The following is a 24,186-nucleotide window of genomic DNA, read 5'->3' on the forward strand; positions in this document are numbered from 1 at the left end:
CTATATAACATAGTTGTGATACGACGAGGCGCCGCACCTATGGTGTCTCTAGCGCTCTCGATCACAGCCGCCGCGGCACCACCCGCGGCCCTCCTGTCCGGACCCCGGAATGCCCAATACCCCGAGCCAATCGGAGCCCCCCGCCGCTGCCCGCACCGGCAACCGCGCCCAGGCCCTCTTCGAAAACATATCGAACGGCTGGTACGCGTGTCCGTTCCGCTGGCAGATCCTGATCGCAATTACGCTGCTGACGATGTTCACGGGCCTCATCGGCGGCGTCCTCGCCGTCCTGGACGCCCGCAACCGCGCCGCCATCGAAACGCAATCGAACGTCGAGCTGTGGCGCCATCACATTGCGGCGCAAGCCCGCGAGATCGACGCACCGGCCGACCTCGCGCCCTTCTCCTGGCGCCTCGCCCACGAGATGGCACAGGTGCGCCATGTCACCATCCGCGTGCTCGATGCCAACGACAAGCCGCTGGCGGAAGCCCAGAACGGAAGAACAGTCGCCGCGCGCGGTGAGCGCGAGGCAGCCCCGCAATGGTTCATTGATCTCGCAAAGCCCGCGAGCGAAGTCCAAAGCGTGCCCATCACCGCCGAAGGAAAACGCCTCGGCACCGTACTCATTCAGGGCGAGCCGGACGACGAGATCGCGGAGGCCTGGGAGCTTCTCGAGCTGATGTCGATCCTGTGGCTCGGCGGCACGGCGCTGATGATGACGGGACTCTATTTTGTACTCGGCTTCGTCCTCGATCCGCTCGTCACCTTGGCTGACGGCATGCGCGAACTTGAGGACGGTCATTACGGCCTCCGCATCGAGCCGCAGCCGAAAGTCCGCGAGCTGGCTGCGATCGTCGGCTCGTTCAACACGCTCGCCGAAGCTCTCGACAACGCCAACGCCGAGAATAGCCGCCTCTATCGCCAGCTCATCGCCGTCCAGGAGGACGAGCGCCGCCAGATCTCCCGCGATCTCCACGACGAGTTCGGCCCCTGCCTGTTCGGCATCACCGCCGGAACCGGCTCCATCGAGCGTCACGCCCGCAATCTGCCCGAGCCGCAGTCCTCGGCCATCCTGTCCTGCGTCACCGAGATCGCTCACGTCTCGGATCGCCTGAAAAGTCTCACCCGATCGCTTCTGAACCGCCTGCGGCCCGTCGCACTCGGCCGCGTGACGCTGTCCCAGCTGCTCGAAGAGTTGATCCTGACCTTCGAGCGTCGCCACTCGGGAACGCGCTTTGCGCACGAATTCCAGGGGCTCGCCGCAAGCTATGGCGAGGACATCGACCTCACGCTCTACCGCTGCGTCCAAGAGGGACTGACCAACGCCATGCGCCACGGCAAGCCCAAGCTGGTATCGATCGCCCTTGCCGTCCAGGAAGCACCGTCTGGACCCGGTATCCGGCTACGCATCGCCGACGACGGCGTGGGCATCTCCGAAAGCGCAGCCATCGGCTTCGGCCTATCCGGGATGCGCGAGCGGGTCCGCGCCCAATCCGGCACGCTCGTCATCGAACCGCTGCAACCGGCCGGAACCGCCTTGCTAGTAACGTTGCCGGTCCGCGATACGGGCCCGGCCGCAATCCCCGTCCTCCAATAGGACACGCGCGATCGACCGGAGGGCGTGCGGCGTACTACGCCTCTGCCCGTTCGGTGACGTCGACCGCCACTGAAACCGAATGGCGACCGGAATCGAAGATCACGCCATCGATCGGCGAGACGTCGGAATAGTCCCGTCCGAAAGCGAGCGGAACATGATCCCCGCCGCCGGCGCGGATCGCGTTGGTCGGATCGAGATCCTGCCACCCCGCGCGCTCGCCGCACCAGACAGACACCCACGCATGCATTGCGTCCGCGCCTTCGAGCCGCGGCATGCCCGGCAACGGATGCGTCCGCAGATAGCCGCTGACATAAGCAGCCGCGAGACCGAGCGATCTGAGACAGCCGATCATAATATGGGCGAAGTCCTGGCACACGCCGCGCCGGAACGCGAACGCGTCGCGTGCCGGCGTCATCACGTCGGTCGCGGCCGGATCGTAGCGAAAATCTGTGTGGATCTGCGTCATGAGATCGATCGCCGCCGCGAGGATCGGCCGACCCGGGGCAAACAGCGGCGCGGCGTAGTCGAGAAACGCTGCATCGATCGGAACGTGCTTCGAAGCGAAAATCTGATGCGCCGGCGATCGCGGCGCGAGGCTCGGCGTTGCATGCGCGGCACCGCGCACCGCTTCCCACGGCGGCGTCGTCAAGGGATCGATCAGCGGTCCGACGGCGAGTTGCACGACCGACCGGCTTTCCACCACGAGACGGTTATGCGGCGCCTTGAGCGTGACGTGGGTCGTAGCGTTGCCGAAGAAATCCCGTGTTACCGCGTACTCGCTGGGCTTGGGATCGATGATCATGTCGCATTCGAGAACGTCGAGACCGGCATTCGAAAGCGGCATCAGCCTCAAAACGTGCGCGGCGAACGGCACGAACGAGCCATAGGCATACGAAGTCGTCTGGCGAATGTCATAGATCACGACGCCTCGCCCTCCGTCGCGAAGGGATCGCGCACGCGGAAATACGACATCGAGATTTCGTCCGAGAGCTGCATGAGGCCGTTCTCGATGCCGAGAATATCGTCGTGCCGGATTTTCACCGGATCGAGAACGGACACGATCGCGTGCAACCGGTCGGCCACCGCGAGTGCCGGCGACGGCCGGTTGGTGGGCGGCAACAGCGGCAGCGCCAGCACGTGCCCCTTGAGGCGCGAAAGCTGGAACAGGAGCGAGCGCGGGTTGCTCTCGTCGAGCAGCACGAGATCCATGACCGGCGCGAACGCGGCGCCAAGCGGATAGCGTGAACGATAAGTGATATGGCAATCGTTGAGTTCGAGCAGCAAATCGAGTTCGTCGCGCGACCCACCTTGCGCCCGCGCGAACTGGCGCGCGAAGCGGCAGGTCGCGAGTGCCCGCTCGATCCGGAGCCCGAGCTTCACGAACCGCCAGCCTGCCTGCCGGTTCATAGTCTCGAGCTGAAAGCCTGTAACCGCCGCGATCAGGCGGATCGCGGTACTCGCTTTTTCGAGAACCGCGACCTCGGCGATCTCGCGCGTCTCGGGCGAAAGCAGGAAGGCGTTGAGATCTTCAAGCGCGCGCCATGCATCGGCCGGAAAGCGGTCCCGCGTCACCGACGCCGCCCGCCGCGCCGCCGCAACCAACGCCGGCACTGCGCCGTCGAATTGAGAACGAGCCAGCGCCGTCAAACCGATCAGCGCGGGATTGGCGTGCGGGTCGGTCGGCGCCGCCCCCCAGCGCACTAGAAGTTCCGCGATCCCCCCGACACCAGGCAATCCCTCGCTGCGCTCGGCCGAAACCCGCACGGCAAGCGCACGAACCAGCCGCAGCGTTTCTTCCGCGCGTTCGATGTAGCGGGCAAGCCAGAACAGATTGTCAGCGGCCCGGCTCGGCAGCACGCCCGCCGCGCGCCGCACGACGATCTGCGTTTCCGAAGGGATCAGCGTCGTCTGCTGCACCGGGCCGTCCGAAAGCACCCACACGTCCGCCGATCGCGCGCCGCGCTGCATCGAGACGGCGCCGAGATCGTGAGGCCCAACCAAAGCAAACCCGCCCGGCATCACCTTGTAGCCGTCTGCCGTCGCCGCCACGAACACGCGGAAGGTGAACGGCTGCGGTTCGAGCCGGCCATCGACCCACACCGGCATCGTCGAGAGCTTCAGCATCTCCTGCCCGACGAAGTCGACGCCGCGGCGCTCGATGGCAGCCCGCAGCGTCTCACGCTGCGACCCGTCGAGATCCGGCATCACCCACGGCCCGCCCTGCGGAATACCGCCGGCGACGCGTGAATAGGCGGGCGCAATGACACGTTGACCGAGGGATTCGAGCACGGCCTCGCGCGCGGCAGGCTGGCCGCACCACCACGTCGCGACGTTCGGCAGCGTCAACCGCTCGTTGATCAGCGGCTCGGCGAGCGTCGGCAGAAACCCGAGCAGCGCGCGCGCTTCCGCAAGTCCCGATCCGAGGCCATTGGCGAGCGTGACATTGCCGCGAAGCGCGGCCTGCACGAGACCCGGAATGCCGAGCCGCGAACGCCCGTTGAGCTCCAGCGGATCGGCAAAGTCGCCATCTATGCGCCGCAGCAGAACCCTCACCTTGCGCAATCCGCCGACTGTCCTCAGGTACACGGATCCGCCGAGCACCAGAAGATCGATGCCTTCCACGAGCCGCAAGCCGAGATAACGCGCAAGATAGGCGTGCTCGAAATACGTTTCGTTGAGCGGGCCTGGGGTCAGCAGGCACACGCCCGCGTCATCCGTTTCCCGGTGGCTTGCGAGCTCTACCCTGAGCGCGTCGAAGAACGGCGCCAACCGCTCGACATCGAACCCGCGAAACACGTCCGCCATCGCCCGCGACAGCGCGATCCGGTTTTCGAGCGCGAAGCCCGCCCCCGAAGGCGCCTGCGTGCGATCGCGCAGAACCCACCATTGCCCGTTCGGGCTGCGGCCGATGTCGACCGCATAGAGATGCAGCTGGCGCGGCGACGGCTGGTCGGTCTGCACCAGCGGCCGGAGAAAGTCGGGGCTGCCCGCAATCAGCGACGCCGGAAGCCCCAGCGCCGAAAGCTGCCGCCCGCCGCTGTAGACGTCTTTCAACACCGCTTCGATGAGCTTGGCGCGCTGGATCACGCCCGCTTCGATTGCCGCCCAATCCTGCGGCGAAATCAGAAGCGGTACATGGCTCAGCGGCCATTGCCGCTCTCCGGCCGTCGGATCGTCGTAGACGCGATAGTAAACGCCGGAATCCTTGAGATAGCGGTCGGCGGCGTTGAAACGCTGAGCAAGAGACGCTTGCCCTTCCGCGGCAAGCCGGTCGACGAACGCGGTCCAATGCGGACGCACCCGCCCCGCCGCATCGACCATCTCGTCATAGACGCCGGGCAGTGGCCGATAGCCGGCGATCAACGCCTCGCTCGCCCCAGCTTCCGACATCTTCGCAGCCTCAAACGTCACGGCACATCACACGGAGCCCCAGCCTCGGAAGGCCGAAGCAGGCACGACGGCATCGCAAATCCGTGCGTCATGCTGGCGGCCGCCTGAGATCGAGCGTGCAAGGATACTCGTCGTTGCGTTCGAGCGGCGGAACCGTCATCAGGCCCGGCGTGTGGCCATGGTCCTGGAATCGCGCCAGCCGGCGCGCCTCGGCCTCGTAGGTGTTGACCGGGAACGTGTCGTAGCTGCGCCCGCCCGGATGCGCGACGCTGTAAACGCATCCACCGAGCGAGCGATGGCTCCACGTATCGAGTACGTCGAACGTCAGCGGCGCATGCACCGGTATCGTCGGATGCAGCCCCGAGGCGGGATACCATGCCTTGTAGCGAATACCTGCCACGAACTCTCCCGAACGCCCGGTGGAGGCAAGCGGCACGCGCCGCCCGTTGCAAGCGAGAATATGCCGGCGCGGATTGAAGCCGTCAGCTTTCACCTGAAGCCGTTCCACAGAGGAATCCACGTAGCGCACCGTGCCCCCCGCCGAGCCTTCCTCGCCCATCACATGCCACGGTTCGAGCGCCTGGCGCACTTCGAGCTTCACGCCACCGTGCTCCACGGCCCCGTAGTAGGGAAAGCGGAACTCCCGCTGCGCTTCGAACCATTCTGTCTTGAAAGCGTAGCCTGCCCGCCTGAGCACGTCGAGCACATCGAGAAAATCGGCCCACACATAATGCTCGAGCATGAAGCGGTCGTGCAGCGCCGTGCCCCAGCGCACGAGGTCTCCGCGCTCGGGCGCCTTCCAGAATTTAGCGATCAGCGCGCGCAGAAGAAGCTGCTGCGCAAGGCTCATGCGCGCATCCGGCGGCATCTCGAACGAGCGGAACTCGACGAGCCCGAGCCGTCCCGAAGTGCTGTCCGGCGAATAGAGTTTGTCGATACAGATCTCGCTGCGATGCGTATTGCCGGAGGAATCGACCATCAGGTTGCGTAGCAGCCGGTCCAGCAGCCACGGCGCGGCCGGCGGCCCCTCGCCCGGACCGGGAATCATGCCCAGCGCGATCTCGAGCTCGTAGAGGCTTTCGTGGCGCCCCTCGTCGACACGCGGCGCCTGGCTCGTCGGCCCGATAAACAGTCCCGAGAACAGATACGACAACGACGGATGCCGCTGCCAGAACACGACCAGGCTCTTCATCAGGTCGGGACGGCGCAGGAACGGGCTCTGCCAGGGCGTCGCCCCGCCGACCACCACATGGTTGCCGCCGCCGGTTCCGGTATGGCGCCCGTCGGTCATGAACTTGTCGGTGCCGAGCCGCGAGAGCCGTGCCTCGTGGTAGACGGTCTCCGTCGTGTTCACGCACTCGCGCCACGTCGCGGCCGGATGGATGTTGACCTCGATGACACCCGGATCCGGCGTGACCTTTATGACGTTCAGGCGATAGTCGGCCGGCGGCGGATAGCCCTCGATATGCACCGGCACGCCAAGCTCCTCGGCCGTGGCCTCGACCACCGTCAACAGCTCGAGGTAGTCGTCGAGCGCAGCGAGCGGCGGCATGAACACGCAGAGCTTGCCCTCGCGGAGCTCGACCGCGAGCGCGGTCCGTACCGAGGCGCCTTCGATATCCTGCGACAGCGGGAACGGCTGCCGGTACGGATTGTCACCGACCCGGCGATAGACCTGCATGACCTCGTCCGGATCGGGAAGCTCGCCGCGCTCCATGAACGGATCGTCCTCGACGACCTGCGGAACCGCGAGTGGCGGCAGCCACGGCAAACCGTTGAGCGGCAGCCTCAGTCCGAGCGGACTGTCGCCCGGCGTCAGGTAGAGCTGTCCGCGCCTAAGCTTCCACTTCTCGCTCATCCAGCCGATTCCGGCGCGCGAGTTCCAGCGCTGGATCGGCAGCACGAAGCCCGACGCAGTTCCGAGGCCGCGATCGAAGACGCGTGCGATGCGGGCCCGCTCCTCCTTGTCGTCGAGCTTGCTATCGAGCGGATCGACGTTGACCGGAAGCTGGGCTTCTCTCACGATCCAATGGGCCGGATCCTCGTAGGCCGGAATAATGTATTCGCGCCCGACGCCGAGGCGCTCGGCAATGCCGTCCGAGAAAGCCTTGGCACCCGCAACGTCGGTCGGCGCGCGATAGCCTTCCCGGGCAACCAGCGCATCGTTGCGCCAGATCGGCTTCCCGTCCTTGCGCCAGTAAAGCGAGAACGTCCACCGCGGCAGGCTTTCGCCCGGATACCACTTGCCTTGCCCGTAGTGCAGAAATCCGCCCGGCCCGAACTTCGCTCTGAGCCGGCGAATGAGATCGTCGGAACGCGCGCGTTTTGTCGGTCCGACCGCCGAGGTGTTCCATTCCGCGGTTTCGTAGTCGTCGATCGAGACGAACGTGGGTTCGCCGCCCATGGTGAGACCGACGCCCTCGGCTTCGAGATCGACATCGACCCTGTCGCCGAGCGCGACGAGTTGCTCCCAGCTCTCCTCGGAGAACGGCAATGTCACGCGCGGCTTCTCGGCGACGCGCGTGACCTTCATATCGAACGAGAACGTGACCTCCGACGGGTCGACGCTGCCGCTGATCGGCGAAGCACTGCGATAATGCGGCGTGGCGGCAAGCGGAATATGCCCCTCACCGCAAAACAGGCCCGAGGTCGGATCCAGTCCGATCCAGCCCGCTCCCGGCAGATAGACCTCCGTCCAGGCGTGAAGATCCGTGAAGTCGACCTCCGTTCCCGCAGGACCGTCGAGCGACTTGATGTCGGGCTTGAGCTGAATGAGGTAGCCGGAAACGAAGCGCGCCGCGAGGCCGAGGTGGCGCAGCACGTGGACCAGCAGCCAAGCGGAATCGCGGCACGATCCCGACTTGAGCGCGAGCGATTCTTCCGGCGTCTGCACGCCGGGCTCCATGCGGATGAGATAGCTGACTTCGCGATTGATCAGCGAATTGAGTTCGACCAGATAGTCGATGGTGCGCTCAGCCTTGCGCGGGATCTTGGCCAGCAGCGCCTTCAGCATCGGCCCGGCCTTCTCCGTTACGAGATAAGGCGCAAGGTCGGCTTCGAGCGCATCGGCGTAGGCAAATGGAAAACTTTCCGCATACCCCTCGACGAAGAAATCGAACGGATTGACGATCGCCATTTCGGCCAGAAGATCGACCGTGACGCTGTATTCCGTCGTCTTTTCGGGAAACACGTATCGCGCGAGCCAATTGCCGTGCGGATCCTGCTGCCAATTGATGAAGTGGTTTTCCGGCGAGACCTTCAGCGAATAGCTCGGGATTCGCACCCGGCAGTGCGCGGCCGGCCTGAGCCTTATGATCTGCGGCCCGAGTGCGACGGGGCGGTCGTAAACGTAGCGGGTAACGTGATGCAGGCTGGTTAGGATGGCCATTGCTGGCGAGAACCTCTCAAGTGCTTCTCCGGAACAGAGACCGGATTTCCGGTGCGAAGCACGACCAAAATTAAGGCTGACCGGCGAAAGCAAAGCAAGAACAACAAAATAACAACTTGAGGCTGGTATTGTGCATTGCAGCGATGCTGCATTGTCAGGCAATTGATGGTCAAGCCGGGTTCTGGAGGCATCTCGACTAAAGATTAGTCACATAATTGCCTGCGCTTTCATCAATTGCGACAATTGTAAGACGGAAAGCTTGACGTCAGGGGATGGCCCTGCTGCATTGCACATGTCCGGGGCTTCGGGAGAGCTAGGTGAATGCACTATTACTCTTATGAGCTTGCTCACGCATTGATGCACCCGGTGCGCCTCATGACCCGCGCGGTCAAGGCTCAGGTCGAGGCGCCCTTTAATCCCTTTGCCAATACTGAATTTGCCAAGAACATCGCCGCGGCCTGCGAAGTCTTCGAGGGCATGACGCGCCGTTACGGCAAGCCAGAGTTCGGCATCAAGGAAACCAAGATCCACGGTCTCACCGTCCCGGTGACGGAAGAGATCGTGCTGAAGAAGACGTTCTGTAATCTTCTTCACTTCAATCGCGACGAGAGCGTCGTCGGCAAGCGCTACGATCCGAAAGTGCTGCTCATCGCGCCGATGTCGGGCCACTACGCGACGCTGCTGCGCGGCACCGTCGATGCGATGATCAAGGAGCACAATCTCTACATCACCGATTGGGCCGACGCGCGCGACATCCCCATGTACGAAGGCGACTTCGGCTTCGACGACTTCGTCGACTACATCATCGAGTTCATCCAGTTCCTCGGTCCCAACACCCACGTGATCGCGGTGTGCCAGCCTGCGGTTCCCGCGCTTGCCGCCGTTGCGGTCATGGCCGCCAAGGATGATCCCGCTCAGCCGGCCTCCATGACGCTGATGGGCGGTCCGATCGATACGCGTCGCAATCCCACCCAGGTCAACAAGCTTGCCGAGGAGAAGCCGCTCTCCTGGTTCGAGAACAACGTCATCAACTACGTGCCGTTCCCGAACGCGGGTATGGGCCGCCGCGTCTATCCGGGGTTCATCCAGCTCACCGGCTTCATGACCATGAACCTCGAGCGCCACACGCAGGCGCACATGAAGCTGTTCGAGAACCTCGTCAAAGGCGACTGCGACAGCGTCAACCAGCACAAGGCCTTCTACGAGGAATACCTCGCGGTCATGGACTTGCCCGCGGATTTCTATCTCGAGACCGTCAAGGCCGTGTTCCAGGAACATCTGCTGCCGAAGGGTGAGCTGATGCACCGCGGTGAGCGCGTCGATTGCTCGGCGATCCGCAAGACGGCGCTGATGACCGTCGAGGGCGAGCGCGACGACATCTGTGGCCTCGGCCAGACACAAGCCGCCCACGACCTCTGTCCGAACATTCCGGTCGACGAACACTATGGTTACGTCCAGCCGGGCGTCGGACATTACGGCGTCTTTAGCGGCACCCGCTGGCGCACCGAGATCCAGCCGCGCATTCGCGAAATGATCCGCACCGTCCAATTCAAGCGCCGCACCGGAAGCGACGAGACCAAAATGCCGCTTCCCTACCGGTCGCTGCATCAGGCGCGCGAACAGGTCGTCGACTGGCGCACCCATCAGGTCGCCACCCCGCCGAACGGCTCCGCGCGCTGATTTTTGGCTAACGCCTCCGGTTGGGCGCTAAACGCGGGGCCATCCGGCCCCTTAACGGCGGCATTTCATGCCGCGCCCCGTCGCGTTGACTCTTGCCGCCCACCCACTAGATTGCGGCCAACCTTCCCATCCGATCCGAAATCTTGAGGTCCGCCCGATGAGCGCTGTCCGTACGCCTGCGAAGCACTTTGCGCCCCTAGCCATCGGCGCGCCCGAGCCCTATCGCGCGCTGCCGGTCCGCATCGAGCGCATGATCCATTTCGTGCCGCCGCACAACGAGAAGATCCGTTCGAAAATCAAGGATATCGCCTCCCAGGTCGACGTCGTGCTGGGCAACCTCGAGGACGCCATCCCCGTGGGCGACAAGGAAGCCGCACGCAAGGGCTTCATCCAGATGGCGCGCGAGAACGATTTCGGCACGACCGGCCTCTGGACGCGCATCAACTGCCTGAATTCGCCGTGGATGCTCGACGACGTGACGGAAATCGTGCGCGAAGCCGGCAACAAGGTCGACGTAATCATGCTGCCAAAGGTCGAAGGCCCGTGGGACATCCACTACCTCGACCAGCTGCTCGCTCAGCTCGAAGCCAAGTACGCCGTCACCAAGCCAATCCTGATCCACGCCATTCTCGAAACCGCCGAAGGCGTCAAGAATGTTGAAGCCATCGCCGCGGCTTCCCCGCGCATGCACGGCATGAGCCTCGGCCCGGCCGATCTCGCCGCTTCGCGCGGCATGAAGACGACCCGCGTCGGCGGCGGCCATCCGGATTACTACGTGCTTGAGGACGCCGGCGGCGAAGGCGCCGCACGCGCCCGCTTCCAGCAGGATCTTTGGCACTACACCGTCGGCAAGATGGTCGACGCCTGCCTCGCCTACGGCCTCAAGCCGTTCTACGGACCGTTCGGTGATTTCTCCGATGGCGCCGCCTGTGAAGCCCAGTTCCGCAACGCCTTCATCCAGGGCTGCCTTGGCGCCTGGTCGCTGCATCCGACCCAGATCGATATCGCCAAGCGCGTGTTCTCGCCGGACGTGAAGGAAGTCGCCTTCGCCAGGCGCATTCTCGAAGCCATGCCGGACGGCACCGGCGCCGTGATGATCGACGGCAAGATGCAGGACGACGCCACCTGGAAGCAGGCCAAGGTCATCGTCGATCTCGCCCGCCTTGTCGCCAAGAAGGACCCGGAGCGCGCGACTGCCTACGGGTTCTAAACCTTAGTCGCTTCGGCCTGACCGCCTGCAGCGCAATTCCCAAGTCTGACGACAAACCAATGACCGCTTCGGATCCCGTCGATTCGAAGCGGATCACGCCGGCTCGCCGGCCAGGAACCATAGCCAATCAACTATGTTACACAGAACCGTTGACATCCGGAGCACCGTCCCTTCGAATGTAAATTCCTAGGAACGAAGCTATGCCGCGCAAACCCGCATCGACGACAACACCGCGCCGCCCCCGCACCAAGCGCGCCACGCGCACGCCCGCCAAGGGGAAAAAGTCTCCCGCAATCCGGAAGGCGAAATTCGCGCTCGGCCAGGTCGTGCGCCATCGCGTCTATGCGTTCCGCGGCGTGGTGTTCGACATCGACCCGGTCTTCAACAACACCGAGGATTGGTGGCAATCGATTCCGGCCGAGATCCGTCCGGTCAAGGACCAGCCGTATTATCATCTGCTGGCCGAGAACGCGGAAACCGAATACGTCGCCTACGTCTCCGAGCAGAACCTGCTTGCCGACACCAGCGGAGAGCCGCTGCGCCATCCACAACTGGGCGAATACTTCGTCGAGGATGAGGACGGCCGCTATCGCGCGGTGTTCCAACCGCACTGAGGTCGTCCGCCGGCTCGGAGACGATTGATCGAGCCCCGTTCAAACGAAAAAGGCCGCCCGAAAGGGCGGCCTTTTCCATGTCTAACGTTCTAAGAAGAGATCGGCTTACTTCTTCTCGGCCGGCTTCTTTGCATCCTTGCCGGCAGCTGCAACGCCTTCGGCACCCGGCTGCGGCGGCAGGTTCTTCATCTGCTCGGCCTTGTACTTCTCGTAAGCTTCCTGCTGACGCTGACGGATCTGCGCCATCAGCTGGCCGCGGGCCTTCTTGTATTCGGCGTTGTCGACGGGCTTGCCGGCGAATGCCTCGGTGAAGCCGTCGAGCGGAACCGGGAAGCCGATCGGCTGGGCCTGCGCATTCATGGCGAGAACCATGATACCGCCGCCCGTCTTCATCTGATCGACGATGTCCTTGGTCGCCTCGACTTCAGCCGTGCAGCCCGACGGATGGCAGAGCGAGAACTTGAGATCGATCGGCTTCAGATCCTTGTCTTCGATCTTCTCGTTCTTGGCAGCCTTCTCCCACTGGTCCTTCGAGTAGACAGCGGCCTTGATGCCCGGCGGAATGGCCATTCCAAGCGGAACCATGATCATCAGGTGATCATGCTCGCTGCCCTCGACCTGACGGATCGCTGCCGAAACCAGCACCATGCCCGAGTTGCCATCGAGGCGCTCGTGGTGCGTCAGGCAGATATCCTTCTCTTCCTTGACCTCTTTGCCGTCCTTGTCCTTCTTCACGAGCGGCGACTTCTCGCAAAGCTTGACCCAGGCGCTCTGCTTGCCAGCCGGTGCACCGCCCTTGGCATCCTTAGCCGCGGGAGCGGCGTCTTTCTTGTCCTGTGCGTACGCCGGACCACCTGCAGCGATTCCAAAAATCAGGGCGAGTGTGGCGCCGCACGCCAAAACGCTGCGCCCCAAACCCGTTGCGATGCCATCTCTGTGTGACATAAGGAATTCGACCTTTCGTTTTCAGCCAGTTCACGAGCCGCCCAGCGTTCCCCAGCCGGCAACTCAGCCCCACTTCGCAGCGCTCAAATCGGCAATTCCTGGGCGCGCTCGTATTGACGCTCGCGGCGTCATCCGGCCCGGCAGTAAAGCCCGGAATACGGCAATCCCGTGGCCATAGAAACGAAGCGGGCATATTCAACAACCGTAGCAACAGAGCGTTGCAAACCCGCAACGCTCTGTCACCGACCGCTTGCCTTGGAGCAGCCTTTCCGCGCTGCTACGGACGCTTGACGACGCCAGCAAATCCAACACCTTGCCAAGCGGCTCTACAGCGACGAGAACGCCGGGACACACGAGCTCGACACGTTAGAACCATGACAAATCAGGTATCTATGCAGTGGTAGGGCTCGGCGCCGCGGCCCAAACGTCCGATCCGGTCGAGGAGACCTCCGTGCAAAGACTGACCTGCGCAAGTCTTTTGGCCTTCGCCGCGATCCTCGGAGCCTTGCTGGCAAGCCCCGACGCCCGGGCCGAGCCGGCACACGCGATTGCCATGCACGGTGACCCCGCGCTTGCCGAAGGGTTCACGGCCTTCCCTTACGTCGACCCCGATGCCCCCAAGGGCGGGCGTATCACGCTCGGCTCGTCCGGCTCCTTCGACAACCTCAATCCGATGATCGTCCGCGGTGAGCCCGTCCAGGGCATCCGCGAGTTTGTCATCGAAAGCCTGATGGCCCGCAGCCAGGACGAGCCGTTCACGCTTTACGGCCTGATTGCCCAATCGATCGACGTTCCGGACAGCCGCGACAGCGTCACCTTCCGGCTCGACCCGCGCGCGAAATTTTCCGACGGCACGCCGCTCACCGCCGCCGACGTGCTGTTCTCGTTCGAAGCTCTGCGCGACAAGGGCCGTCCCAACTACCGCACCTACTACGCCAAGGTCACCAAGGCAGAAGCTCTCTCGGACCACGAGGTGCGTTTCCAGTTCAAGGACGCCGAGGATCGCGAGCTGCCGCTGATCCTGGCGCTGATGCCGATCCTGCCGCGCCATGCCATGAGCCTCGAAAAGTTCGACGAGACCACGCTCACCCCCCTGATCGGCTCGGGGCCTTACCGCATCAGCGCCGTCAATCCCGGCCGCTCGATCACCTATCAGCGCAACCCCGACTATTGGGGCCGCGATCTGCCGGTCAACCGCGGACGCTTCAATTTCGATGAGATCCGTTTCGACTATTATCGCGAGGGATCGACCCTGTTCGAAGCCTTCAAGACCGGTGCCATCGACCTCCGCAACGAAGACGATCCCGCGCTCTGGGCGAAAGGCTACGACTTTCCGGCGGCCAACGATGGGCGCATCGTGCGCGAGGAAATGCCGATCGGGCTCCCCGCCGGCATGACCGGCCTCGTCTTCAACACCCGCCGTGCCGTTTTCGCCGATCCGCGCGTCCGCGAGGCGCTGATCCTCCTGTTCAACTTCGAATGGGTCAACAAGAGCTTCTTCAACGGCCTCTACAAGCGCAGCGCCAGCTATTTCGAGCGCTCGATGCTGTCGTCGGCCGGCAAGCCCGCCGACGAGCGCGAACATACGCTGCTCGCACCGTTCCCCGATGCCGTGCGCCCCGACATCCTGGACGGCACCTATCGCGTCCCCGAAAGTGACGGGACCCCCCAGAACCGCACCAACGCGCGCCGCGCCTATCAGATGCTCGAAGCCGCCGGCTATACCCTGCAAGGCGGACGCCTCGTCGACAAGAGCGGCAAGCCGCTCGCCTTCGAAATCCTGGCCGCGACCACCAGCCAGGAACGCCTGCTCGGTGCCTTTACCGCGGACCTGCAGAAGATCGGCATCGCCGCACGCATCCGCGTGGTCGACAGCGCCCAATACCAGGCCCGCCTCAAAGACTACGACTTCGACATGATCCAGTTCACCTGGCCATCGTCGCTGTCGCCGGGCAACGAGCAGCTGTTCCGCTGGTCGTCGAAGGTCGCCGCGTCGCCCGGCTCCTACAATTACGCCGGTGTGCAGAACCCGGCCGCAGACGCCATGATCGCCGCGATGCTGGCCGCCGAAGGCAACGAGGATTTCGTCTCGGCCGTCCGCGCCCTCGACCGCGTGCTGCTATCGGGCCAGTATGTGATCCCGCTGTTTCACGCGCCTGCCCAGTGGATCGCTTCCTGGAAGCGCCTCGCCCATCCCGGCAAGATCCCGCTGTTCGGCTTCAATCTCGACACCTGGTGGGCCCGACCCTAAAAGCGGTGGAGCACGCCGCCACTCAGAACAAGAACATGCTGACGCCGCTCTTTACGCCCGCCGAAAATCCTCCCTTCAACATGGCCCGCTATTGCCTGGCGGGAGGCTCCTCCGCGACGCCGGACAAGCCTGCGCTGATCGTGATCGGCGAAGTCGGCGCGCCGCCGCTCGAGGTCTGGTCCTACGCCGATCTCGAGGACGCGGTGTTGCGCACGGCTGGCGCGCTGCGCAAAGCGGGCCTCGTCGAAGGCGACCGCGTGATGATCCGCCTCGACAACACCAGCGCCTACGCGATCCTTTTCTTCGGCGCCATCGCGGCGGGCCTCGTCGCGTTGCCGGCTTCGAGCCAGCTCACCGACCGCGAGGCTCTATTCCTGCTCGAAGACAGCGGCGCGGCAGCGATTGCGTGCGCAAGCGCACTACCGTTCACTGCCACCAACGGAGCGCCGCTCATCCTCTCGCCCGACGATGTGGCCCGCATGATGCGCGAAGGCCCGCGCATCGACTACGCCGCGACCCGCGCCGAAAGTCCCGCGTTTCTGATCTACACATCGGGAACCACCGCAAATCCGAAAGGCGTGCTGCACGCCCAGCGCGCAGCCCTCGGCCGCCGCCCGATGTATCAGGGCTGGTACGGCATCGGCGCCACGGATCGCGTGCTCCATGCCGGTGCCTTCAACTGGACCTTCACGCTCGGCGTCGGACTGACGGACCCCTGGGCCAACGGCGCAACGGCGCTCATCTTCACCGGCGAAAAGGAACCGGCGCTCTGGCCGCGCCTGATCGACGCCACCGAAGCCACGCTGTTCGCAGGCGTGCCGGGCCTCTTCCGGCAGATCCTCAAATACGCCGACCTCGCCCCCGCCGCGATGCCGACGCTCCGTCACGCCCTTATGGCCGGCGAAGCACCCCCTCCCGGCCTGTTCGAGGATTGGACGAGCCGCACCGGCAAGCCGCTCTATGAAGCCTTGGGCATGAGCGAGATCTCGACCTACATCTCGACCGGGCCGCACGTACCGAGAAAGCCCGGCACAGTCGGCAAGGCGCAGGCTGGCCGACGCGTCGCCATCCTGCCGGCCGACGGAGGCGACACGCCCCTGCCGCCGAATACCGAAGGCCTCATCGCCGTTCACCGCTCCGATCCGGGTTTGATGCTCGGTTATTGGAACCGCCCGGACGAGCAGATCGACGTGTGCCGCGGCGAGTGGTTCACCGGCGGGGATTTGGGGCTCATGGATGAAGCGGGCTACATCGCGCACCTGGGGCGAAACAACGACGTCATGAAAGCCCTCGGCTATCGCGTCTCGCCGATGGAAGTGGAATCCGTGCTCGCGACCCATCCGGATGTTGCGGAAGTCGCCTGCGCCGAGGTCGCCGTGCGCGCCGATGTGCATGTGGTCGGCGCGTTCGTCGTGCTCAAACCGGGTGCGAAACCGGACAGCGCCGATCTGCTCGCCTTCGCGGCCGAGCGCCTCGCCGCCTACAAATGCCCGCGTGAGATCCGCTTCCTCGACGCCCTCCCCCGCACCCCGAACGGCAAGGTCAAGCGTTCTGCCCTCGCCAGCTCGTGACACTTCGCAGCCGCCGAGACGCGGTATCCCGGCGGCACATCCACGGCGTCAAACTAGAAATCAAACCCGATGCCGGCGGTTGCCAAGTGGTGAGACGTACCATCGAAGCGGACCGTCCACGCGCTGGTCTGAACATGGCTGGCATCCACGGTGGGACCGAACGTCTGATCGACGGAGCCGACATACAGATAGCGATACTCGCCGAACACGTAGGCGTTGCGGCCAAGAGCGATGCGAACACCGGCTTTGACTTGTGCCGCGAAGGTCCACGCCTCTGAATCAGTACTGGAATTAAAGTGATTCAGGTTGCCCTCCGAAGGATCGGTCTGGAGCGATTTCGCGCCCTCGATCGAGACGCGCGCGCCGCCGATGCCGCCACCGATATAGGGCGTCACACCCGGATAGGACGTCGGAAAACTGAAAACCATATTCGCCAGAAAAACGGCGCTATTCATTGGGTAGGTCGTGTCGAACGTATGCTCGGGCAGCCGGTTCGTCGGGTTTTGCAGCGTCGCGCGCCGGGTCCCGGTATCGAGATAAAAACCTTCGATCTCGAAAGCGGGCAGCACGACCGAGGGATACGCCAATTCATAACCGACCTGCCCACCGACAAACCCGCCGCCACCGCTGTCGGTTCGCCCCGTTGCATTGACGGCTAACGGACCTCCCTCGGCCTCAGTAAAAAATGCGGTGCCGAGCTGGCTGACATCAGTAGCGCTGCTGAAGCTCGCCCCGCCGAAAACGCCGGCGTAGATACCGCGTGCCGGGCTGTCGGCAGCGATAGCCGGAGCCGCCAAAAGATTCGCAATAATCGCCAGCGTCAGTTTGAATCGCATGACAGCTCCCCCTCTGATGACAGGTAGAATCACCTGTTGAATGCGATTCAAATTATTTGAGCTTAGCTATAAGTACACAGAGGATTGTTCCGGAGGACGTCAATCGTGTGCGCATATCGGTGCGCATCGCCTCCGCTCTGCGGCCGAGCGGCTATGATGTCCATGACGTGGAGCGAGTGATCGATTCTTTCCGCCGGTAGAACCCGTGCGCGTGCAGCCTCACATGGCTGATCCGCCGAAAGACCGCGGCTACGATCTTGTGAAAGTCCACACCCAAATAGGCCCGTCTTCAGGATGGTCGATGGACGCCGTCCGCGTGAAGCCGCTTTTGCGAAGAACCTGACAAGAAGGCCCTTCCTCCGGCAACGTGTGGGCGGTGATCACGAGCCCTGATTTCGCGTCCTGAGCGATGCGCACGAGCGCCTGCGCCGCTTGTTGCGCGAAGCCTTTTCCCTCGTGTTCTGGAAACGTGTAGTAGGCGACCTCCACCACGTCGCCTGTCGGCGGCATCGTGAAACCGCAGGTTCCAACATTGATGCCAGCATCGAATGTCATATAGCAAAGCCACGGCGCGAAGTTGCCGCGCGCTTTGTAGTTGTCGAGCGTCGCTAAGATGACTGGCGCAGCGTGTTGGCTGAGTTCAACCGAGGTGTCGACGCTCCCGTCGGGCGCGATGGCGACAAGCGTGATGCCCATTGTAACTCCTCATGCCGATACTGAGCGGACGTTTACGCGCCGCACATCGTGAAACCGTTTCACGAAGGGCTGAGATCCGCATTCAATTGACCAGCTCTGTGACGACGTTCGCCGCAGTCAGCTCCTTGGGGCTAGGATACCAGGCGCTTTCGACTGGCGTAGCGAGCATGCGCTCAATAAATGGGTCGGGCACATTCGCCGCCCGATAGACCGACAGCACTTTTTCAGTGCCTGCTGAAATCGAATTGCCCGCTTCGCCACCGACGGCGTGAAACCCCAACTTCGCGCCCTTCTGCAGATACCTGTTGTTGCCTGCAAGGAACGGGATGATACACGCGCTCGCACATAGCTCCGTCGTATAGGTATCGAGCCCGCGCGACTTGATGATATCGTAGAGACGCGTCCCGACGCCGACATGCCCGCCCGGACTGTTCAAGATGAACATTTGAATACCAGGATTGGCAGAGAGTTCACGCGACACGGCATCGAGCATGCCCCAAGCCAGATGTCCCGAGATGACAAGGTTCTCATCCTCGATCGTGACGGAATAACCGTTCTGGCCGATCCAGTCCTGATCCGTCGCCTGCAGATAAAGCGACGACATGCCCCGAGGGATCCCGCTCAGCATCAACAGACCGCCGATACAAACGACGATTGCCACCGACCGCGCGATCCAGCGGCTGATCCACCAGCGCTCCGGCGTCTTCGTGCGCGCACTCGCCCGCCATGTGCCGACAAGCTGCCAGATCGCAACGCCTCCGATCAGCACGGCTGCGATCACACCCTGGATCATGCGAGACACGGGCGTATCCTGCAGCGACCATTGCGTCAGCCACAGCATGGCAACGACATAGACCGATATCGTCAGCGCCAGCGTCCATCCGATCAGCCCCAGCCAGAATGGGGCTTCACCCTTCCAATGCCATGCGATGAAGGCCGGAGTGATACGCCATCGCGACCGCTCAGCGCTTGAGCTCTCCGGCATCGTCGAGTTCCCCATAAGGCTTGGCATCAGTCACGATAATATCTGCGGTATCGCGCGCGTCGCGAAAGCCGACGATCTTGCCTTTGAACCCAATCGGCATACCCAACTGCTCGTCCATCTTCGCGAGATCGACGGATTTCGCGAAATCGATTTGGATGTCGAGCTGGTTTTTCCAGGTTACGTCGCCAATCGTCACGCAAACGGGCTCGCTCGGCACGATGTGCCAATTGGTGATCAATTGACTGTTTTCCGGATGCCGAATGGTGACTTTGCGCAGCGTGCCGGCGACAGCATCATTGGGCGACAAGCATTTGGCAGTCGCTCCTCCGGGCAAGGCGAGAAGCGCGATGCCAGCGATTGCCATGCAGATACCCAACCGCAGAGATGAAGCTAGTCCAATTGAACCTCTCCGCAAGCGCTCCTCCCGCAAAGCTCATCAAACGGCTGAAGACTAGACCAACCCGAGCGGCCCGCAATCCAAAACAACGCCAAGGCTCATCTGCCACCCGGTTAGTCTTAAGCAAAAGCCGGTTCGGATAATCGCAACGCACAATTGCCGCCATGCCGATGGCCCACTAGGGTTACCGTCGCTAGATGGCGACCCGAGGAGGCAAGAGTGCAGAAATTTCTTTCGATCGCGACGGCCATTGTCACGCTGCTGATCGCTGGAGCACCGAGCGCCTCCGCCGAGCCGGAAACACCGATCCTGACGATCGCGGGCGAAATTTCGCATCCAAATCGCGGCGCACTCGACCCGTTCCGCGACGCATTCCTAAGTCACAAGGACAAGACCTTTACGAAGGCCTTTGTCTTCACGCGCTCCTCACTCGCGTCTCTGCCGCAAACCAAGATTTCAACCAACGTCGAAGGCTGGCCGGGAAAGATCGAACTCGAAGGACCGCGGTTGCTCGATGCGTTGGCCGCGGCCGGCGTCGCAGCGGATGCCACCATCGTCGCGACCGCGCTCGACGGTTACAACATCGAGCTGACGCCCGAGGCGAGAACCGCACACGATTGGATCTTGGCCATCGGCGCCGACGGCGCGCCCTTGTCGATCGGCGGCCGCGGCCCGGCCTGGCTGATCCACGGCACCGACGGCAAGGCAGTCTCGCAGGAGGTGGAAGCGACCTGGGTCTGGGCGCTGTATCTTCTGGAAGTCAAATAGCTTTACGCGAGAGCGAACGTCGTTGCGGGGCGTAACGAACCACACCCAACACGCCTCAGACGAGTGGGTCGAACATGATCTCCCGAACCTCAGAGTCCGTCTTCTCTCTAGAGGTTACGGACACACGACCGTGGTTGCCGACACTTTCCGCTCTAGGAAAGGAGTAGACCGGGCGGCAAGCGAGCGTCTGCAACACTGCATGTCTACTAATGGCCCTTAGCGGACTTCAGCTGGAAGGGGGTCAATGCTCGCGATCACCTGTTTTAGCAGCTGCGGTCCGACGGAGTTTGCGCCCGTAAAGGGACGGCTGTAAGCGGCAATGAGCAGCACCGACAGCGCGATGCCCGTCGCGAACAGCGTCAACGATATCGCGCAGGCACGCCGATTATCGCTGTGAACCATAGCGATGGCGAGCAACGTGCAAAGTGCCTGAAGCAAAATCCCTACCCATTTGACCTCACCAACAGCAGACTCGCTGATAACGATGCGCTGACGTCTCGCATCGAGCGCTGACTGGAGCGCCCTGATCATTTCGGGTTGTGCGGCTCGTTCCCGATCGTCGGCTGCTTTCATCGAGAGGGTGTCGTGCAGCGCACCAATCAAGGCCGTGGGCAAAAGCGACAGCGTCGCTCTCTGCTGTGCCATCTCCGGCCACTCTTCATTGACAGCGACCTCGACGTGGCGGCTGATCAGACCATAAAGGCGGGCCTTTTGTTCTTGCGGGAAGGTTTCGGCCAGCAGGACAGCGGAACGAAGGGCGCTCGCCTCAGCGGTCACCGCGGCCTTCGCTTTATCGAAACTGCTCCAGACCTCGACGGCGATGAAGCCAATCAATAGTGCGAACAAAATGCCCAGTGGAGACAACATCCCAGGCGACACTGCCTTGAATGCTCGCGCCCACTCAGTCGCCGCGAACTTCATCACGACCCAATACACGCTGCCCGCGACGAGATAGGTCGCGAGAAAAACAAGCAGCGCCATTCCCGGCAAGGGTAGATTGAGCAACCAGTCGACCATGATCGATTTGCCTTCCTGATTGGGTAGCAACGCCATTGCACACTGGCGGCAGCTGCTGGCCCCGCCGAAGAGGGCGACGTCGGCAGACATTTACCAGGTGGGTTGCGGAGCCAGTGCGCCTGCCAATAACACTCACCCGGCTTCTGCTTCTGGCCCAAAGCGGACATCACAGACTTGCACTTTTCAATCCATGCGGGTCGCGAGCTTCAGGCGCTCCATGCCAGTCGGCTGTTTGCTGGAACCGAATGTGAACGTGACGGAATCAATGCGGCCCGTGAATGGGAAGACACCTTTGTCCTCATAGTCGGTGCAGACTGGCGACACCGAATCCATCCCGACGTCCATGCATTCGGTGCCGCAGCGCTGTGGCACCTGTTCATCGATGCGACCCTTGGCGACCTTCTTGCCTTCGATCGACATCACGATGTTAGCCGGCGCGCCGGGCTTCTTTGAGTCCGGCGTGAATTCGATCTCGACCACGTGTTTGCCAGGCGAGAGTTTTTCCGGTGAGACCACATCGTAGCGGCGGATGCCGAAGAAGTTGTAGTGGAAGCGCAGCTTGCCCTCCCATAGAAAAAGACACCAGCCGGCTGCATCGCCGCCAAGGGCGAAGATCACGCCCTCCGCACCAGTCTTCGGGATCTCGATCGGAGCCTTCATCCGGAATGGCACACCGACGAGTTTCGGTCCGCTGCCTTCAGGAAGGCGCGTCATCCCTGGATAAAAGGTAATCACGTCGCGGCCGGCGAAGAAGCTGGGCCTGAGTGTCACGTCGAGGCGTTCGGCAAAACTGTCGTCAAGCGGCAGCACGTTGTATTTCGCGGCCTCGGCCATGAAGAGATCCTGCAGCTCGCGCAGCTTCGCTGGCTCCTTCTTCGCGAGATCGGTCGCTTGCGTGAAGTCCTCTTCGAGATTGTAGAGTTCCCACTTGTCGTTATCCCAACTTGCCGAGCCTGATGTTTCCCACGGCAGACGGCCGTGCCGGCAACACGCGATCCAGCCGTTGCTGTAGATGGCGCGGTTGCCGAGCATCTCGAAATACTGAACCGTATGCGTGGTCGGTGCGTCGGCGTTCTTGGCATCGAACGTATAGGCGAAGCTCGTGCCCTCGATCGGCCGCTGAATATAGCCGTTGACCTCCTTGGGCTCCTTGATGCCCACGACCTCCATGATGGTGGGCATCACATCGATGCAGTGGTGAAACTGCGAACGCACTTTGCCTTTATCCTTTATCCGATCCGGCCACGAAACGATCATGCTGTTGCGAGTGCCGCCGAAGTGGCTGGCCACCTGCTTCGTCCATTGGAAGGGCGTATCGCCCGCCAAGGCCCAGCCGACGGCGTAATGCGGCGAGGTGCCCGGCATACCCCATTTGTCCATGAACCCGATCGCCTCCTCCATCGAGGGCTGGCGTCCGTTGAGGCTCATGATCTCATTGGGCGTTCCAACAAGCGAGCCTTCCGCGCTCGATCCATTGTCCCCGATGATGTAGACGATCAGCGTGTTGTCGCCTTCTCCCATGGCCTCGATGGCATCGACGACGCGGCCAACCTCATAGTCCGCGTGTTCGAGGAAATCGGCGTAGTTCTCCGCCTGCACCGCAAACAGCTTTTGGTGTTCCTTGGGTTGGCTGGCCCAGGAAGGAATCTGCTTCGGACGCGGCGTGAGCTTGCTACCCTTCGGAATGATGCCGGCCTTGATCTGGTTCTTGTGAACGATCTCCCGGTATTTGTCCCAACCCATGTCGAACCGGCCCTTGTTTCTGCCGCGCCAGTCGAGCGGCGGCTGATGAGGGGCATGGGCGGCACCGGTGGAAAAGTACGCCATGAAGGGCCGCTCGGGTGCGATCGCCTTCTGCTTCCTGATCCATCCGACGCACTCGTCGGCCAGATCGCGAGTGAGCTGATAGCCTTCCTCGGGCCGCTTCGGCGGTTGAACTGGATCGGTGTTGCGGATCAGTGAGGGATAGAACTGGTCGGTCTCGCCGGAAATGAAACCATAGAAATAGTCGAAGCCCTGATTTGTCGGCCAGTTGTCGAACGGACCGGCGGCGCTGGTCTGATTGTCGGGCACGTTGTGGTTCTTGCCGAACCAGGAGCAGGTGTAGCCGGACTGCTTGAGCAATTCGGCGAAGGTAGCGCAACTCTTCGGAATGATGCCGCAATAGCCCGGATAGCCCGTCGCCATTTCGGCGATCACGCCTGTGGCGACGGAATGATGGTTACGTCCCGTGAGCATCGCCGCGCGCGTCGGCGAACACAGCGCGGTCGTATGGAACTGATTGTAGAACAGGCCGCGCTTGGCAAGCCTTTCGGCCGTAGGCATGCGCACCAGTCCACCGTTCACGCTTGGCCAGCCGAAACCGACATCGTCGAGCAGAACGAGCAGGATATTGGGCGAGCCTTTGGGTGCCTGCTTGTTTGGGGGAAAGTCAGGCGTCGATTCCGTCGCATACATCTCGATATGTGCGTTCGGAAATTCCCAGGGCGGCTCGGGCAGATGGTTCCGATCGAGGTTTAGCGGAAATGAGCTGTTGCCGGCGCCATTCGTTTTTTTGCCGTTCGTTTTGCCACGCTTCTGCATTTGTCACTCCTGACAAGCATCCACCAACGAAGCAGTGCTCGCGCTGAAGGCAGCACGAGCAACAATCAAATGTAATTTGAGATGAGAGAGGCCGGGAGACGGGGCACGAGCTTGATCGCGGTGAAATTCCCGCCGTAAAGCCTGGAAATTCGAACAACTCCGCCGAACCATTGGCTTCTTCTCCAGAAGCCCCCCGTCCGTAGACTAACCGTATCCACAATGTGAATTTTAGAAAAGCGCCAAAACGTATCTGGTTAA

Annotated in this window: 17 protein-coding genes; 7 read left to right on the forward strand and 10 right to left on the reverse strand. The window is 62.7% G+C overall.

Going from position 1 to position 24,186, the window contains the following annotated elements:
* The first annotated feature begins 109 nt into the window (after positions 1–109).
* Positions 110–1,597 (forward strand): LapD/MoxY N-terminal periplasmic domain-containing protein, encoded by a 1,488-nt coding sequence (locus tag RCO24_RS13055; protein WP_308962675.1) that lies wholly within the window; start codon positions 110–112, stop codon positions 1,595–1,597.
* A gap of 34 nt (positions 1,598–1,631) precedes the next feature.
* On the opposite strand, the gene RCO24_RS13060 is transcribed toward RCO24_RS13055, so the two are convergent.
* From RCO24_RS13060 to RCO24_RS13070, 3 genes are all read right to left on the reverse strand, one after another.
* Positions 1,632–2,519, reverse strand: a complete 888-nt coding sequence (locus RCO24_RS13060) for a transglutaminase family protein (protein ID WP_308962676.1) — start codon at positions 2,517–2,519, stop codon at positions 1,632–1,634.
* Positions 2,516–4,987: a circularly permuted type 2 ATP-grasp protein gene (locus RCO24_RS13065; protein WP_308962678.1), complete on the reverse strand. Its 2,472-nt coding sequence runs from the start codon at positions 4,985–4,987 to the stop codon at positions 2,516–2,518. The genes RCO24_RS13060 and RCO24_RS13065 overlap by 4 nt, the downstream gene beginning before the upstream one ends.
* Before the next feature lie 88 nt (positions 4,988–5,075).
* On the reverse strand, positions 5,076–8,375 hold the full coding sequence (locus RCO24_RS13070; protein WP_308962679.1) for a transglutaminase family protein: 3,300 nt from the start codon (positions 8,373–8,375) through the stop codon (positions 5,076–5,078).
* Between the two features lie 321 nt (positions 8,376–8,696).
* Between RCO24_RS13070 and RCO24_RS13075 the strand changes: the two genes are divergently transcribed.
* From RCO24_RS13075 to hspQ, 3 genes are all read left to right on the forward strand, one after another.
* Positions 8,697–10,055 carry a polyhydroxyalkanoate depolymerase gene (locus RCO24_RS13075; protein WP_308962680.1) on the forward strand — a complete coding sequence of 453 codons (1,359 nt, stop codon included), beginning with the start codon at positions 8,697–8,699 and terminating at the stop codon, positions 10,053–10,055.
* Between the two features lie 157 nt (positions 10,056–10,212).
* Positions 10,213–11,265, forward strand: a complete 1,053-nt coding sequence (locus RCO24_RS13080; protein WP_308962681.1) for a CoA ester lyase — start codon at positions 10,213–10,215, stop codon at positions 11,263–11,265.
* A gap of 200 nt (positions 11,266–11,465) precedes the next feature.
* Complete coding sequence (gene hspQ / locus RCO24_RS13085) at positions 11,466–11,879, forward strand: heat shock protein HspQ (protein WP_308962683.1); 414 nt, start codon at positions 11,466–11,468, stop codon at positions 11,877–11,879.
* A gap of 105 nt (positions 11,880–11,984) precedes the next feature.
* Here hspQ and RCO24_RS13090 read toward each other — a convergent pair whose 3' ends face one another.
* Positions 11,985–12,824, reverse strand: coding sequence for an invasion associated locus B family protein (locus tag RCO24_RS13090; RefSeq protein ID WP_308962685.1), 840 nt, complete (start codon positions 12,822–12,824; stop codon positions 11,985–11,987).
* A gap of 553 nt (positions 12,825–13,377) precedes the next feature.
* Here RCO24_RS13090 and RCO24_RS13095 point away from each other — a divergent pair.
* Complete coding sequence (locus RCO24_RS13095) at positions 13,378–15,075, forward strand: extracellular solute-binding protein (protein WP_374990963.1); 1,698 nt, start codon at positions 13,378–13,380, stop codon at positions 15,073–15,075.
* 35 nt (positions 15,076–15,110) lie between these two features.
* Positions 15,111–16,646, forward strand: a complete 1,536-nt coding sequence (locus RCO24_RS13100; RefSeq protein ID WP_308962811.1) for a class I adenylate-forming enzyme family protein — start codon at positions 15,111–15,113, stop codon at positions 16,644–16,646.
* A 53-nt stretch (positions 16,647–16,699) separates the two neighbouring features.
* Here RCO24_RS13100 and RCO24_RS13105 read toward each other — a convergent pair whose 3' ends face one another.
* The 4 genes from RCO24_RS13105 to RCO24_RS13120 all read right to left on the reverse strand — a co-directional run bounded on the left by RCO24_RS13105 (position 16,700) and on the right by RCO24_RS13120 (position 19,593).
* Complete coding sequence (locus RCO24_RS13105; RefSeq protein ID WP_308962689.1) at positions 16,700–17,482, reverse strand: outer membrane beta-barrel protein; 783 nt, start codon at positions 17,480–17,482, stop codon at positions 16,700–16,702.
* 249 nt (positions 17,483–17,731) lie between these two features.
* On the reverse strand, positions 17,732–18,178 hold the full coding sequence (locus RCO24_RS13110) for a GNAT family N-acetyltransferase (protein ID WP_308962691.1): 447 nt from the start codon (positions 18,176–18,178) through the stop codon (positions 17,732–17,734).
* A gap of 82 nt (positions 18,179–18,260) precedes the next feature.
* On the reverse strand, positions 18,261–19,163 hold the full coding sequence (locus tag RCO24_RS13115; protein WP_308962693.1) for a hypothetical protein: 903 nt from the start codon (positions 19,161–19,163) through the stop codon (positions 18,261–18,263).
* The gene (locus RCO24_RS13120; RefSeq protein WP_308962694.1) at positions 19,141–19,593 is read right to left on the reverse strand and encodes a hypothetical protein; all 453 of its coding nucleotides are present in this window, start codon (positions 19,591–19,593) and stop codon (positions 19,141–19,143) included. The genes RCO24_RS13115 and RCO24_RS13120 overlap by 23 nt, the downstream gene beginning before the upstream one ends.
* Before the next feature lie 186 nt (positions 19,594–19,779).
* Here RCO24_RS13120 and RCO24_RS13125 point away from each other — a divergent pair, with 186 nt between their 5' ends.
* The gene (locus RCO24_RS13125; protein WP_308962695.1) at positions 19,780–20,328 is read left to right on the forward strand and encodes a hypothetical protein; all 549 of its coding nucleotides are present in this window, start codon (positions 19,780–19,782) and stop codon (positions 20,326–20,328) included.
* Positions 20,329–20,544: 216 nt separating this feature from the next.
* On the opposite strand, the gene RCO24_RS13130 is transcribed toward RCO24_RS13125, so the two are convergent.
* Together RCO24_RS13130 and RCO24_RS13135 are read right to left on the reverse strand one after the other, a co-directional pair.
* A complete protein-coding gene (locus tag RCO24_RS13130; protein WP_308962697.1) occupies positions 20,545–21,435 on the reverse strand; it encodes a DUF4239 domain-containing protein in 891 nt (296 codons plus the stop codon).
* A gap of 93 nt (positions 21,436–21,528) precedes the next feature.
* Positions 21,529–23,928, reverse strand: coding sequence for an arylsulfatase (locus tag RCO24_RS13135; protein WP_308962698.1), 2,400 nt, complete (start codon positions 23,926–23,928; stop codon positions 21,529–21,531).
* Positions 23,929–24,186: the final 258 nt, after the last annotated feature.

Source organism: Hyphomicrobium sp. LHD-15 (genome assembly GCF_031157355.1).
Classification (GTDB): domain Bacteria; phylum Pseudomonadota; class Alphaproteobacteria; order Rhizobiales; family Hyphomicrobiaceae; genus Hyphomicrobium_C.

Coding starts and splice junctions, on each gene's coding strand:
- RCO24_RS13070 (WP_308962679.1), bottom strand. CDS start 8,375: ATGGCCATCCTAACCAGCCTGCATCACGTTACCCGCTACGTTTACGAC.
- RCO24_RS13090 (WP_308962685.1), bottom strand. CDS start 12,824: ATGTCACACAGAGATGGCATCGCAACGGGTTTGGGGCGCAGCGTTTTG.
- RCO24_RS13115 (WP_308962693.1), bottom strand. CDS start 19,163: ATGCCGGAGAGCTCAAGCGCTGAGCGGTCGCGATGGCGTATCACTCCG.
- RCO24_RS13055 (WP_308962675.1), top strand. CDS start 110: ATGCCCAATACCCCGAGCCAATCGGAGCCCCCCGCCGCTGCCCGCACC.
- RCO24_RS13105 (WP_308962689.1), bottom strand. CDS start 17,482: ATGCGATTCAAACTGACGCTGGCGATTATTGCGAATCTTTTGGCGGCT.
- RCO24_RS13100 (WP_308962811.1), top strand. CDS start 15,111: ATGCTGACGCCGCTCTTTACGCCCGCCGAAAATCCTCCCTTCAACATG.
- RCO24_RS13080 (WP_308962681.1), top strand. CDS start 10,213: ATGAGCGCTGTCCGTACGCCTGCGAAGCACTTTGCGCCCCTAGCCATC.
- RCO24_RS13110 (WP_308962691.1), bottom strand. CDS start 18,178: ATGGGCATCACGCTTGTCGCCATCGCGCCCGACGGGAGCGTCGACACC.
- RCO24_RS13135 (WP_308962698.1), bottom strand. CDS start 23,928: ATGCAGAAGCGTGGCAAAACGAACGGCAAAAAAACGAATGGCGCCGGC.
- RCO24_RS13130 (WP_308962697.1), bottom strand. CDS start 21,435: ATGTCTGCCGACGTCGCCCTCTTCGGCGGGGCCAGCAGCTGCCGCCAG.
- hspQ (WP_308962683.1), top strand. CDS start 11,466: ATGCCGCGCAAACCCGCATCGACGACAACACCGCGCCGCCCCCGCACC.
- RCO24_RS13095 (WP_374990963.1), top strand. CDS start 13,378: ATGCACGGTGACCCCGCGCTTGCCGAAGGGTTCACGGCCTTCCCTTAC.
- RCO24_RS13065 (WP_308962678.1), bottom strand. CDS start 4,987: ATGTCGGAAGCTGGGGCGAGCGAGGCGTTGATCGCCGGCTATCGGCCA.
- RCO24_RS13075 (WP_308962680.1), top strand. CDS start 8,697: ATGCACTATTACTCTTATGAGCTTGCTCACGCATTGATGCACCCGGTG.